16 protein-coding genes are annotated in these 13,307 nt (G+C 41.6%); 6 read left to right on the top strand and 10 right to left on the bottom strand.

Annotated features, from left to right (window positions below; translation table 11 throughout):
• Positions 1-7 precede the first annotated feature (7 nt).
• Positions 8-205, top strand: coding sequence for a hypothetical protein (locus tag C5749_RS09505; RefSeq protein WP_105725478.1), 198 nt, complete (start codon positions 8-10; stop codon positions 203-205).
• Positions 206-310: 105 nt separating this feature from the next.
• Positions 311-2,008 (top strand): sodium:solute symporter family protein, encoded by a 1,698-nt coding sequence (locus C5749_RS09510; RefSeq protein WP_105725480.1) that lies wholly within the window; start codon positions 311-313, stop codon positions 2,006-2,008.
• Here the strand turns inward: C5749_RS09510 and C5749_RS09515 are convergent.
• The 8 genes from C5749_RS09515 to C5749_RS09550 form a co-directional block, all read right to left on the bottom strand.
• Positions 1,988-2,887: an N-acetylmuramoyl-L-alanine amidase gene (locus C5749_RS09515; RefSeq protein WP_245893692.1), complete on the bottom strand. Its 900-nt coding sequence runs from the start codon at positions 2,885-2,887 to the stop codon at positions 1,988-1,990. The genes C5749_RS09510 and C5749_RS09515 overlap by 21 nt on opposite strands.
• Positions 2,888-2,920: 33 nt before the next feature.
• Positions 2,921-3,916: a DUF3078 domain-containing protein gene (locus tag C5749_RS09520; protein WP_105725482.1), complete on the bottom strand. Its 996-nt coding sequence runs from the start codon at positions 3,914-3,916 to the stop codon at positions 2,921-2,923.
• 6 nt (positions 3,917-3,922) lie between these two features.
• Entirely contained in the window at positions 3,923-4,684 is a 762-nt protein-coding gene (locus C5749_RS09525; protein ID WP_105725484.1) for a hypothetical protein, read from the bottom strand.
• Between the two features lie 86 nt (positions 4,685-4,770).
• On the bottom strand, positions 4,771-5,613 hold the full coding sequence (locus C5749_RS09530) for a glucosaminidase domain-containing protein (protein ID WP_105725486.1): 843 nt from the start codon (positions 5,611-5,613) through the stop codon (positions 4,771-4,773).
• 54 nt (positions 5,614-5,667) lie between these two features.
• Positions 5,668-6,411, bottom strand: coding sequence for a glucosaminidase domain-containing protein (locus C5749_RS09535; protein WP_181151331.1), 744 nt, complete (start codon positions 6,409-6,411; stop codon positions 5,668-5,670).
• A gap of 22 nt (positions 6,412-6,433) precedes the next feature.
• Complete coding sequence (locus C5749_RS09540; RefSeq protein ID WP_425443444.1) at positions 6,434-7,093, bottom strand: O-methyltransferase; 660 nt, start codon at positions 7,091-7,093, stop codon at positions 6,434-6,436.
• 109 nt (positions 7,094-7,202) lie between these two features.
• Positions 7,203-7,835, bottom strand: a complete 633-nt coding sequence (gene folE, locus C5749_RS09545) for a GTP cyclohydrolase I FolE (protein ID WP_105725492.1) — start codon at positions 7,833-7,835, stop codon at positions 7,203-7,205.
• Positions 7,836-7,861: 26 nt separating this feature from the next.
• On the bottom strand, positions 7,862-8,275 hold the full coding sequence (locus C5749_RS09550; RefSeq protein ID WP_105725494.1) for a 6-pyruvoyl trahydropterin synthase family protein: 414 nt from the start codon (positions 8,273-8,275) through the stop codon (positions 7,862-7,864).
• A gap of 67 nt (positions 8,276-8,342) precedes the next feature.
• On the opposite strand from C5749_RS09550, the gene mqnB reads away from it, so the two are divergent.
• The 3 genes from mqnB (at position 8,343) to C5749_RS09565 (ending at position 10,955) form a co-directional block, all read left to right on the top strand.
• Complete coding sequence (mqnB, locus tag C5749_RS09555; RefSeq protein ID WP_105725496.1) at positions 8,343-8,957, top strand: futalosine hydrolase; 615 nt, start codon at positions 8,343-8,345, stop codon at positions 8,955-8,957.
• Positions 8,958-9,097: 140 nt separating this feature from the next.
• On the top strand, positions 9,098-10,084 hold the full coding sequence (locus tag C5749_RS09560) for a pyruvate dehydrogenase complex E1 component subunit beta (RefSeq protein ID WP_105725498.1): 987 nt from the start codon (positions 9,098-9,100) through the stop codon (positions 10,082-10,084).
• A gap of 112 nt (positions 10,085-10,196) precedes the next feature.
• Entirely contained in the window at positions 10,197-10,955 is a 759-nt protein-coding gene (locus C5749_RS09565; protein ID WP_105725500.1) for a DUF6263 family protein, read from the top strand.
• A 40-nt stretch (positions 10,956-10,995) separates the two neighbouring features.
• Here the strand turns inward: C5749_RS09565 and gcvH are convergent, their stop codons facing one another.
• Positions 10,996-11,376, bottom strand: coding sequence for a glycine cleavage system protein GcvH (gene gcvH, locus C5749_RS09570; RefSeq protein ID WP_105725502.1), 381 nt, complete (start codon positions 11,374-11,376; stop codon positions 10,996-10,998).
• A 78-nt stretch (positions 11,377-11,454) separates the two neighbouring features.
• Here gcvH and C5749_RS09575 point away from each other — a divergent pair, with 78 nt between their 5' ends.
• Positions 11,455-12,651: an anhydro-N-acetylmuramic acid kinase gene (locus C5749_RS09575; RefSeq protein ID WP_105725504.1), complete on the top strand. Its 1,197-nt coding sequence runs from the start codon at positions 11,455-11,457 to the stop codon at positions 12,649-12,651.
• Here the strand turns inward: C5749_RS09575 and C5749_RS09580 are convergent.
• Positions 12,645-13,307 (bottom strand): DUF2461 domain-containing protein, encoded by a 663-nt coding sequence (locus tag C5749_RS09580; protein WP_105725506.1) that lies wholly within the window; start codon positions 13,305-13,307, stop codon positions 12,645-12,647. The genes C5749_RS09575 and C5749_RS09580 overlap by 7 nt on opposite strands.

Here is a 13,307-nt window from a genome sequence, read left to right on the forward strand (position 1 = left end):
TACTAAAATGGAAAATCAAGTAGAAAAGAACGCGAATGTTAATCCGACCGCCATTATTTTATTGTTAGGAACGATATTCTTCGCCTTGATGGCTGTTATTGCCAGTGGAACAATATTAGGTGTTATCACGGGTGCTATTGTGGGGTTAGTTATTGCTATCATTTTTGTCAATTTCATCCTCCCCCATAAACCACATGACAGATAAGGGTCTTCCACCTTTTGTAAAAAGCTGGCGGCAATTCTATATACTCGTTTGTATATGGCTTGTCGCGTGCATTTTCCTCATGTATTGGTTTACTAAAAATTATTCATGAGTACTATTGATTGGATAGTACTCTTTTTAACGCTCCTGCTCATTGTCGTCTACGGAATCTACAAGAGCAGGGGAATCAAAAACATCGATGGTTATATCGTTGGCGACCGTGAGTTGCCCTGGTACAACGTAGGGCTTTCGGTGATGGCGACACAGGCCAGTGCCATCACATTTTTATCAGCACCGGGCCTCGCTTATTCCTCTGGAATGAGTTTCGTTCAGTTTTATTTCGGCCTGCCGCTGGCCATGATTGTCCTCTGCATTACCTTTGTGCCCATCTTTCATCGACTAAGGGTCTATACGGCATATGAGTTTCTGGAAAAAAGATTCGATGTGAATACACGGGTGCTCACGGCGTTGCTTTTTCTAATCCAAAGGGGAGTATCCACTGGAATTACCATCTTCGCACCGTCCATTATCCTTTCGAGCATCCTGCATCTCGATGTGACATACACGACGCTTATTATCGGAACGATGGTTATCTTCTACACCGTTTGGGGTGGAACAAAAGCGGTTTCATATTCCCAATTGTTACAAATGGGCATCATCTTCACGGCTTTGTTAGCTGCCGGTGTCATGGTCGTACACTACCTCCCAACGGATATCGGTTTTAAGGAAGCCTTACATATCGCAGGGAAATCAGGCAAGACCAACGCCATAGATTGGAGTTTCGATCTCAATAATCAGTACACGGTATGGACCGGACTTATCGGCGGGTTCTTTCTCCAACTTTCTTACTTTGGTACAGACCAAAGCCAAGTAGGACGATATTTAACGGGATCGTCTATACGGGATTCGAGGCTGGGTCTGCTTATGAACGGTTTGCTAAAAGTGCCGATGCAGTTTTGTATTTTATTGATTGGTATTTTGGTATTTGCTTACTATCAGTTTCATACGCCCCCTTTATTTTTTAACAATGTAGAGGTGGCTAAAATTGAAAATAGCATTTATAGTGATGAATACGAGGAAATAATCGTGCGTCATGAAGCCATTGGCGAAGAGAAAAAAGCGTGGGTGGAAAAATTAGTCGCAGCCATTAAAGCCGACGATTCCAAGACGGTTAACGCTGCCCGTCAAGCTTTACAGGAAAAAAACGAACAAAATCAGGTATTACGGAAAGAGGTGGAGGCACTGTTGCAAAAAAATAATGTCGATGCAGAACTCAATGATAACAACTATATTTTCCTTTCTTTTGTTACCAGTACATTTCCAAAAGGGCTTATCGGATTATTGATCGCTATCATTTTCCTGGCCTCTATGGGCGCAACTGCCAGCGCTATAAATTCGTTGTCTTCAACGACCGTTGTGGATATTTATAAACGATTTATCAACAAAAAGGGATCCGACGGGGGATATCTTCGAGCATCAAGGCTATTTACGCTTGTTTGGGGTATCCTCGCTCTTGCTGTAGCGCTTTACGCCAATCAGCTCGGAAACCTCCTCGAGGCGGTCAATATCTTGGGTTCACTTTTCTACGGCACTATTTTAGGAATTTTCCTTGTTGCGTTTTATGTAAAACGCATCGGTGGCAAGGCTGTATTTTGGGCTGCGGTACTCTCTGAAGTCGTTGTTTTTGGTATCTGGAAAGCGGATATCATGGCTTATCTCTGGCTCAACTTAATCGGCTGTGTGTGTGTAATCCTCTTCGGATTGATCTTACAAACGATGTTCAAATTAAAAGTACCGTCGGTATAAATTGTATAAAACACGCCTATCATAATCGGTCAATTCTTTACTGACATCGGTAATAATAAATTTCCGCTTAAAAGCGACAATTGCTGCGTTCAGATTGCTAACGTCGTAACCAATAATACGGAGTGCATCTACATAGTTAAAATTGGTAGGAGGGGACATGAGGTTGCTATCATCGTACCATACTCCAAAGCCTTGCTCGGCTAAACGTTTCCAAGGGAAAAATACACTTGGATCATTTTTACGAGCCGGCGCCACATCGGCGTGTCCTAGAAAATTGGTGAATGGTATCTGGTACTTGGTTTTTAGCGTATCCAATAAAACTAGTAGGGCATTTATCTGAACATCCGGAAAGGGTTCTTTTCCGTTATTATCCAACTCGATCCCTAGAGACACGGAGTTCAGGTCTGTAACATTTCCCCATTTCGATCGCCCCGCATGCCAGGAGCGAAGATAGTCATTCAACATCTGCACGACGCGGCCGTCTTTACCGATGACATAATGGGCAGAAACTTTGGTATGATCCAGCTGAAATGTACGTATGGTTTGTTGTATACTATTTTGTGCCGTATGGTGGATAATGACAAAATTCGGTTTTCTAATGTCGTAATGAGCTGCTTCCGACCAATCGGCGTTCTTATTGATGCCTTCTCGCATCAACATGTTGATTTTATCCTCGGTCGTAATGGCTACCGGTAAAGCCATAACCTGTTTTTCAACTAACGAATCAGCTATCGAAGCCGGTCTTATGGAGTCTGGATCGATTTTGATGGTATCTGCGCGGAGTACGGGTGCGCTTGCATTATGCAATATGCGCTGCTTTGGTGTACCGCAAGACGTCAACAGCCAAAAAACGATAAGGAAATAACAAAAACTTTTCAAACGTTACAATACTTTCTCACACAACTGGGCATACTATCTCGGTAAAGCATAAGTCAAACCTAAAGCCAGTGCTTGGCTATATTGTACTTTATCAGCCTCCGCGGAATTGTAAACCATAATGCCGGTCAAAGACACATTCACCAAATTGGTAACTTTAGCGGTTAGTATGACATCCAAACGATGGTCTGGGTCACTTAACTCTTTATAGTCTGCAAATAAGTTGTACCTGGACTTGATATTGAGATTTTTTGATAGGTTTCTATCGAGGTTGGCCGTTATCTGAAAAGCGAGGTCATTTCTAAACCGCGCGCCTTGCTCAACACCAAACCGGTCTTTTTCATTTTCCTTTTGTGAAATACGATCGTCCAGCACAAGCGTTTGCCGAGCTGTACCTGTACCTAGGCGCAACGAAAACGTGTTGTCCGGTTTGTATTCCAAACCGAAAGATTCCGTAAAATAGCCCGGAGCCATAAATCTAGACATCGTGTCGGTAATAATCTCATCATTCGTTTCGCTATCTCTTCCATATTTATAACCGGCATCAAATTGCGATTCAAAGGTTACGGCGAAGTAAAGTGCCCAACTTTTAGAGAGTTTATGCGCTATTTTATGATCCCAAAAAATCCGGTCATTGTTTTTCTTTGCCAACTGCTCTTTATTCCGGATCTTTCCGTACCTCAAATCCAGCTCCGTTACATACTGAAAGTTATTCTTATTATACTCCGATTTATGCCAGCCGAGTAGACCCACTGCAATGGAATTGACCCCCCCCGCGCTCCAGTTTTCACTGAAGGAGGCTTGATTCATATTTATTCCGAATTTAGTCCAATGCTTCCAATAATTAATCTCCAGGTCCAGCTTTGGAATGGGTACCGAAACTTCCTGCAAATTAGCCACAGGCGCCTGTGCCTTCTTCACAATATTGGTATCAGGTTTTTCCCTTAATCCTTTAAGGTCAACCTGCGCAACACTTATCTGACCCATAATGAGCAAATAAACAACAAACAGAACGTTTATTTTTTTAAGCATGACGTTTTAATTATTTACTTCCAAATCAATTTCCGGCAATTTCGGTAAAAAGCGCAAGTTAGGATTTAATTTAAATATTTCATACTTGCTTTTGATATAAGTTGTCAACTCGTAGGGTGAGGCCACCGAAACGAAATAGTAGGAGGGTCGATAGTTACTCATAAAAACACCCAGCTGATTTCCGGTTAGGCCGGTAACATTGCTAACAAGATCACGTGTAAATCTGGAATCAATCACATCTTCCTCATATTCGCGCTGAACAAACCGTGTAAAGCGCTTTGCATTCTTCCGCTCTTTACTAAACAGTCCGTAAAGCATATCGATACTGACGCCCGCACTTGTTGCCCCCTGACTAAAAATATCCCTTGGAGCAGCCAGTTTAAAGGCTTTGTTGTATTCCTCCTGTCGGCGACGAAAAACCTCCTCGGGCGACTGCCGAGCCACGACCCTTACTTCGGGTATATAAATAGAGGTACGGTCCAAATATACCATAAGTACCTGTTGTCCGGTATACTTGATGGTATCAGCCACGTACTCCTCTTTGGATGTTATTATCAAATCTCCTAAGGAAACCCCAATCTCAAATTCGCCGCGGGCATTGTTGAACGTATTTTCTTTGGTATCATCGTTCTTGATAAAAGCCTTACCCACGCGCTGATTTGTACCTTTGTCCAATACGATGCCCTGCACGGTTTTAGTCTGTGCTACGGTCACAAAGGGAACATACAGAAACAAAAAAAATAAGACGATATATTTTAGGGTTTCCACTTTATAAAACTAAGGGAAAAGAAACGTATAACACGAAATTTTAACATTTTTTAGGCCATAACGGAGATCGTCACTTATTATTTAGGTCATTTCGAAATAACCAATAATTGACCCACTGAAAGGTCGTCGGACGACATGCCATTTAGCTGCCTGATTTGATCCATGGTCACGCCATGTCGTTGGCTAATATTGTACAGCGTGTCGGTTGCTTTTACTTCGTAAATAATCATGGCTACCGCACTTTTCAGCTCATCAACGTTCGTTTTAATCGCTGGCTCTACAACTTCTTTCTCCTGAATAATTTTCTCTACCTTTTCTTCCCGCTTCTCCTTGCTAGCATAAGATTCCGATCGATCGTATTGATAAAGCTGGTACCGTTCAATGAGATTGATAAGCAGTTCGGGATATCGTGGGTTCGTAGCATATCCGGCTTCTTTTAAACCTTTTGCCCAGCCCCTATAATCGTTCTTGTCTAATGTAAACAGTTTTTCATAGCGTTTTCTCAATAAAAACTGGCTATGGTCCCTGAACGAGTGCCCGGGGTCGGTGTACACGCGGAAGCAATCCCGCACGTGGTCATCTGGACGTGTAATGGATTTTCCTTGCCACACACCCCCACATTTTATCCCGAAATGATTATTGGCTTCACGCGCGAGATAGCTATTGCCATTCCCCGACTCTAACAGCGCTTGGGCTAACTTAATACTCGCAGGAATACCATATTGGTTCATCTCGGCAATGGCAATATCTTTATATTGATCGATGTACGCTAAGCCAGATATAGAGGTTGCTCCCGAAGCACGACCTTGATCAGTTTTCTTATGTCCGCTATTCGGCTGTTGCAGTATTGTTCTACGTGAAGCGCAAGATCCGAATACCAGCAGCACCGTGGCGAGTAGTAGTAATACACCTAAACCCTTGTTTCTCATTTTAGCTGTAGGCTATAAACTAACTTATCGACTTTAATTTTATCAATTATATAATTACAACAACAAACGTTGCCCCATCGATAGTTTCGATGATTGCAGATTGTTCCGTCGTTTTAACGCTTCTACTGACGTATCGTAGCGTGTCGCTAAATCCGAAAGTGTCTCTCCCTTTGTCACGACATGGGTTACTCCCGGTGTAAAATCTACAGACATGTCATTGGCTTCCATGGAACGTAACAGTATATCCTGTTGAATTTTTGTTGCTCCGCTCTTTGCTAACATTCCTTTTTCAACGGGCCGCTGTATTTGATCATATTTATCTAAATTATAGCGTCTAATAGTCGCTAGGACTTTGGGTGTCCAGCTACTTAAACTCGTATAGCCAGCTTTAAAAATACCTCTGACCCAACCCTCATAGTCATCTGCATCATATTTATCAAAGAGTACCCTGTTTGCTTTTCGTCGTTGCATCAAGCCAACAAAATCACGATAGGATTCTTCCGCCGACCCGTATCCTTTATACGCCGACCGAATGGCTTTACTCTTATTTTTTCCTTTGATTCCGAAATGATTATTAAGGTGTTTTGCTACGCGGCTATTGCCATAGGCACTCTCGTGAAAAGCTACCGCTAAAATAACAGAAGCTGGCACTCCTGTTTCGTTCATTAATTGTTGAGCTAGGTCTTTGTGCTCCGCAATATAACTACTTGGTGAAAATTTTTGTGCAATGGTCGTGGTGACCGTAAACACAAACATTAGTAGTATCATGACATACTTACCAATACTTGTTTTTTGCATATTATTTATTTTAGTTAAACCATTACTTTTTGCGCAATACAAAAAGTCCATCTCTAATGGGCAAAATCAGCTTTTCTACACGGCTGTCCTTTGCCACGGTTTCATTTAATTCGATTACTTTTTTTGTTTGGCTATCTGGATAGTCCGTCAAAACCCTCCCTTTCCAAAGTACATTATCTATTAATAGTAGTCCCCCACTGACAACCCGATCGATGAGCGTTTCGAAATAATAGAGGTTTCTTTTTTTATCAGCGTCAATAAACACCAAATCAAAGTCACCTTTAATTTTCGGGATGATTTCAGCAGCATCCCCAATATGATACTTTATTTGATCTCCAAAAGGAGAGCTATCAAAATAACTTTGTACCCGTTCCTCCAGTTCTTCGTTGATATCGATGGTGTGTAGCACACCTTCTTTATCAAGACCTTCCGCCAAACACAGTGTAGCGTAGCCGGTAAATGTGCCTATTTCTAATATCCTTTTGGGCTTTACTAGTTTTGCTAACATAGCAAGCACCCTTCCTTGGAAATGACCAGACAACATATGAGGCATCGTCTCCCGTAAATAGGTCTCCCTCGCTATACGCTTCAGAAGCTCGCTTTCAGCATCACAAGCCTTCTCTAAATACGTATTTAATACGTCTTCATTTTCAAGCATAGTCGCAAAACTACTAAGTAGCATCTTAATACAAAAAACTTTAACATAAATTAAAGCTCGCGTTCATATAGTTCCCATAAATAAAAAAGGCCTTTTTCGCTATCAAAAAAGGCCTTTTTTACATGATTTTCTATTAATCCAACGATGCCATAATCAATCTTAAAAATTCTGATCGTGTAACATCGTTCTGAAATGCTCCGGTAAACGCAGAAGTGGTTGTAACAGAATTTTGCTTTTGTACACCACGCATCGCCATGCACATGTGTTTACATTCTATCACCACTGCGACACCCGCAGGCTTAAGCGTTTCCTGTATACAATCCCGTATTTCATTGGTTAATCGCTCTTGCACCTGTAGTCGTCTGGCAAATGCGTCTACAACGCGCGGAATCTTACTTAAACCTACGATATGTCCATTAGGAATATAGGCAATATGCGCTTTTCCGAAAAACGGAAGCATGTGGTGTTCGCATAAAGAGTAGACCTCGATATCTTTTACTACCACCATCTGGCTATATTCTTCTTCAAACATAGCACTACGCAATACCTCCGCGGCATCAACGTCATTGCCATGGGTTAGAAACTGTAGCGCTTTAGCAACGCGCTCGGGTGTCTTGACCAATCCTTCCCTTTCTGGATTTTCACCGATAGCGCGCAAAATAGCAGGGTAGTAAGAAGCAATTTCTTCTACTTGTTTTTGATTATATTGATCGATTTTGATATAACCATCTTGTTCTTCGCTTTCGAAGGCTGTTAGATTACTCATTTGTTTAAATTAAAAATGGCTTTTACTTATTCACCAAAGTATTCGACAAAATTATTCTCTGTTTCGTACAATTTGACAGCATGCAGCTCTACATTTTCTTGATCAAAAAAGGGCTTTAGTACTTGAAATATCGCTACGGCGATAACTTCTGTAGAGGCTTTCTTGCCTTTCATAAAATCAACATCAAGGTTCACGTTTTTGTGATCTAACTTACGAATAACGTGCTGCAAAATGATGCTTTTCATCTTTTTTAGGTCAATTAGAAAACCTGTTTCAGGATTTATCTCGCCTTTTACGGTCACAAAAAGCTCATAATTGTGGCCGTGCCAGTTGGGATTAGAGCAATTGCCGAATACGGCCTCGTTTTGCTCCAGAGACCAATCCTCTCGATATAGCTTATGTGCGGCGCTGAATCGTTCGCGCCTCGTGATATAAATCATAAAGACAAAGATAGTGGATAAAAACTAGATTCTTAGTATCTTCACCGCTTAAAGCGATTCGTTCCACATGAGCATTTTAGTTGTAGCCGCCACCATCGAAGAAATAAAGCCTTCTCTTTCTTTTTTGAAGGAAAAACAGATACCCTATCTCATTACAGGAGTAGGCATGGTTGCCACGACCTACGCGTTAGCAACGCATTTGCAACGGCATAAGGTCGATTTACTACTCCATGTAGGAATTGGAGGGGCGTTGGACTCCTCAACACCTTTGGGAGAAGTATATCAAATATATATCGACGAAATATTTGGATTGGGTGCCGAAGATAATGGTGCATTTTTATCGATCGAAGAACTTGGTTTCGGTAAACGGATGTATACCGAGAAACTTCCTATTAATATCCAGCTTCCGGACATTAAGAAAGCGCAGGGCATTACGGTCAATAGTGTACACGGAACAAAGGCCAGCATTCTTCAGCTACATCAACAATATCAAAAACCTTTGATTGAATCTATGGAAGGAGCGGCAACCTTCTTCGTTGCGGAGCAGGAAAATATCTGCTGCTTGCAATTCCGGTCCATCTCAAATTATATTGAGCCCAGAAATCGAAACGCTTGGGAAATTGAACTCGCAATCAAAAATTTGAATGACTTTTTACGCGACCTTTTAAGGTTTATAAATTAAGCGGTATAAACCTATTTCTTCATGTCAAAACAATTCTATTTTTACGTTATTCCGATGCTTTTTTACGTATAATCCATTACGAAATATCAATTAATTATAGTAGTTTTGCCATATTCAAAAAAGACACAATTTTACAACTGATGAGAGAAATACAATTCAGAGAAGCGCTTCGTGAGGCATTGAACGAAGAAATGCGTAAAGATGATAAGATATTCTTGATGGGCGAGGAAGTCGCTGATTACAACGGGGCTTACAAAGTGAGCCAAGGGATGCTAGATGAATTTGGGCCGAAACGTGTTATCGATACACCGATAGCAGAGCTTGGTTTTGCTGGTATCGGCGTTGGTGCAGCGATGAATGGTCTTAGACCTATTATCGAATTTATGACCTTCAACTTCTCGTTGGTCGCTATCGATCAGGTCATCAATTCAGCAGCAAAATTGCACCAAATGAGTGGCGGGCAATTCTCTTGTCCGATTGTTTTCCGCGGACCAACAGGTAACGCAGGGCAGCTGGGTGCACAACACTCTCAAAACTTTGAGAATTGGTACGCAAACACACCTGGTTTGAAAGTTGTTATTCCATCCAATCCTCATGACGCGAAGGGTTTGTTAAAAACGGCAATCCTTGACCCAGATCCTGTTATTTTTATGGAATCAGAAGTCATGTATGGAGATAAAGGACAGGTTCCGGAAGAAGAATACTACTTGCCTATCGGTAAGGCACATACTGTACAAGAAGGTACGGACGTAACCGTGGTATCTTTTGGTAAAATGGTTCCGCGCGTAGTCATACCTGCTGTAGAAGAGCTAACAAAAGAAGGTGTTAGTGTAGAGTTGATCGATTTGCGTTCCGTTCGTCCTATTGACTACACGGCTATTATCGAGTCTGTGAAAAAAACCAACCGTTTAGTAGTAGTAGAAGAGGCTTGGCCATTAGCATCTATTTCTGGTGAAATCGCTTTTAAGGTTCAGAAAGATGCTTTCGACTATCTTGATGCACCCGTTATTCGTGTAACGTCTGCGGATGTTCCTCTTGGTTATGCCCCCACATTGGTAGAAGCAAGTTTGCCAAGCATTGCTAAAGTTGTAAAAGCGGTAAAAGAAGTGTCTTATATTACCAAATAGATTCATCCCTCTTGCTGAGGAATAATATAATTGGAAAAGAGTCTTCTATGTATATGGAAGACTCTTTCTTTTTTTAATTTTTCTTATATTCACGCTATAACATACTTACTATATGAAAAGATTATTTATTACCTGTTTTGCTTTATGTATTGGTCTCCTCTCATCTGCCCAAAAGACGGTAGATTTTAGACTCAATCCGGAAGTCGGAAAACCTCTTAAGCTCAACATGCTCATGAAGACTGATGTAGATGGTCCTCAAAGCGTAATCATGGATATGAACATGAAAATGGAGCTGCTTCCGGCAAAAAAAGAAAACGAAAATTTCACGCTTGAAAATGTTATCAAAGCGATTAAGGCGGATATAGATGCCGGTATGATGACGCTTTCTTATAACTCAGAAGAAGAAGCGACAAGTGAGCCCGCCAAAATGTTAGGTGAACAATTCGCCAAAATCATCGATCAAAAAATTTCATCTGTTGTTACCGAAAAAGGGAAAACAATCGATATCGACTTACCAGCTAGTTTCGCCGCACAGGGATTCGACGCAAGTTCATTCTCCAATATGTCGCCTTCTTTTCCGGAAAAGGCTGTGGCGGTAGGAGAATCTTGGGAAGGCACCACTGAAGTACCGGAAAACCCTTTGTTCTCAAAAATAGAAATGACTTCAACTTTTCGCGAGGAAAATGCGGACGGATACATTATTGATATCAAAGGGACGATGTTACAGGCGTCTGGGGAAGAAATAGGGACAATGTCCGGCAGCTATACCCTAGACAAACAAACTCACTTCACAAAAAGCAGTTCTATAAAAACAACGATTGCAGCACAAGGAGCTAAAATAATCAGTGACGTGGAGATGACGGTGGAATAACAAATTAAAAGCCTCGATAAAGAGGCTTTTAATTTGTTACTTAAGCATTTATTTCTTCTTTATACCCATCTGCAGATAATAATGCATCCACGTCAGCGGGGTTGCTCAATTTTATACGGATAATCCAACCTTCCCCATAGGGATCTGTGTTGACCAATTCCGGCGACGCATCAATTGCCTCATTCACTTCCAAAACCGTCGCATTCACAGGCATAAACAAATCAGAAACCGTTTTAACAGCCTCAACTGTACCGAATATTTCATTTGCAGCTACTTCTTCGCCGACCGTGTTGATATCAACAAAAACAATGTCGCCTAATTCGCGTTGTGCAAAATCTGTAATTCCAATAACGGCTTCGTCACCTTCGACACGAATCCATTCGTGATCTTTCGTGTATTTTAATTCTGCTGGAAAATTCATATCTATATTATTTGCCCAAAAATATAATTATCCTATGAGATAACCAAAAATTCATTCGCTCTTGCTTATATTCGTTCAATGAACCAGCAAGTCGAAAAACTATACCGCATCGCGCAACAAAAAGAGCGTCGTATCATCGGACTGATGTCCGGAACATCATTAGATGGTTTGGATATTGCACTGTGCCGTATAGGCAATAGTGGCGAAGAGACCACATTATTTCTCGACAATTTTACCACTATTCCCTATGATACAACTTTCCGTCAACACATTCGGGAGATATTCGCCAAACGCCATATAGACCAACAATTGCTGTGCGGGCTACACGCCTATATCGGAAAAACACATGGCGAACTCATTAATCAAGCATTGGAACAATGGAATATTTCCTCATCGGATGTGGATTTAATCGCCAGTCACGGGCAGACCGTGTATCACGCTCCCCAGCGCTTGACCGGAGAAACAATCTTGCCGAATAGCACCTTACAAATCGGAGATGGCGACCATATCGCCCACATAACAGGTATCATCACACTGTCAGATTTTCGACAAAAGCATGTAGCGGCTGGAGGAGAGGGCGCGCCATTAGCTGCCTATGGCGATTTTCTTCTCTTTTCCTCAGAGACAGAAAACAGGTTTCTGCTCAATATAGGCGGGATCTCCAATTTCACATTCCTTCCCAAAAAGGAAAGTGAACTAAAAGCTTATGCTACTGATCTAGGGCCTGGAAATACAATGATGAATCAATTCTCTTTTGAACAATTCGGGTTAGAAATGGATGAGAACGCCCAAATAGCCGAAAAGGGAACTGTACATATCGCGCTGCTGGAGGCATTGTTGACAGCACCTTTTTTACATGCGGACTTTCCGAAGACGACCGGGCCCGAGCTGTTTAATTTAGCTTATTTAAGGAAAGCTCAATCTGTTTCGAATACTTCATCAATTGCACCAGAGAACGTCTTAGCTACCCTAAATAAATTTGCTGCGCAAGCTATAGTAGATGGCATCATCCGGGCGTCGAAAGACCTAGAAGACGTACATATATATGTGAGCGGGGGAGGCGTCTACAATCCTTTATTAATGAAAAACATCCGTGATGCCTTTCCCTCCATATCTGTCTCCTCATTTAGCTCGTTGGGATTAAATCCCGATGCTAAAGAAGCCTGTCTTTTTGCGCTCCTGGCCAACGAGACCGTTGCAGGTTCGCCTCAGCATGTCCAACAAATTAAAGATTCTCCGGGGGTATGCATGGGTAAAATTAGCCTGCCTTATTGATCTAAAGCGTGGTGGATAAAGCGCTTAAACGGTAAAATGCGTTTGGCAGTATCGACAACCTGCTGTAACGATTTAATACCCGTTATTTCTGCGTCGGTAAAGGGCTTGTATAAGATATAACTTTTTAGTTTCATTACTTCGATATGGGGGTCTTCTTCGCTATAGCCCGCGGGAGCTCTTTTCAATTTATCTTCGGTAGATAAATCTTCAACTGTCCAGCCTCCTTGAGCAAGCGCATCAACCAGCTCCTCAAAATTGTAATCTATTTCCTGTCGAATAGCATTCAAATGATGCTTTTCCGGACGCCAATATCCTGCTGCCAAAAAATGTTTTCCAGGCTCAATATGCAAATAGTACTCAGGGCCGTCCAGTTTCCGGCCGTCTAATGAAATTCCAGCGGCAAACCATGTCTTGTAGGGCGTTTTGTCTTTTGAAAATCGGGTATCACGATATATCCGGAATAGACATCGCGAAGCTTGTATATCGGTATTGATGTGCGGATCAAATTCCGATAGCTCAGCAATAAATTGTGTAATATAATCTTTTATATTCGCCAATGCCGTTTCATAAATCGCCTTGTTTTCCTGAAACCATTCCCGATTATTGTTTTTTTGAAGCTGGTTCAAAAAGTCCAATGTTTGCTTTTCTACTTTCAT

The sequence above is a fragment of the Sphingobacterium gobiense genome (assembly GCF_002980575.1).
Lineage (GTDB): Bacteria > Bacteroidota > Bacteroidia > Sphingobacteriales > Sphingobacteriaceae > Sphingobacterium > Sphingobacterium gobiense.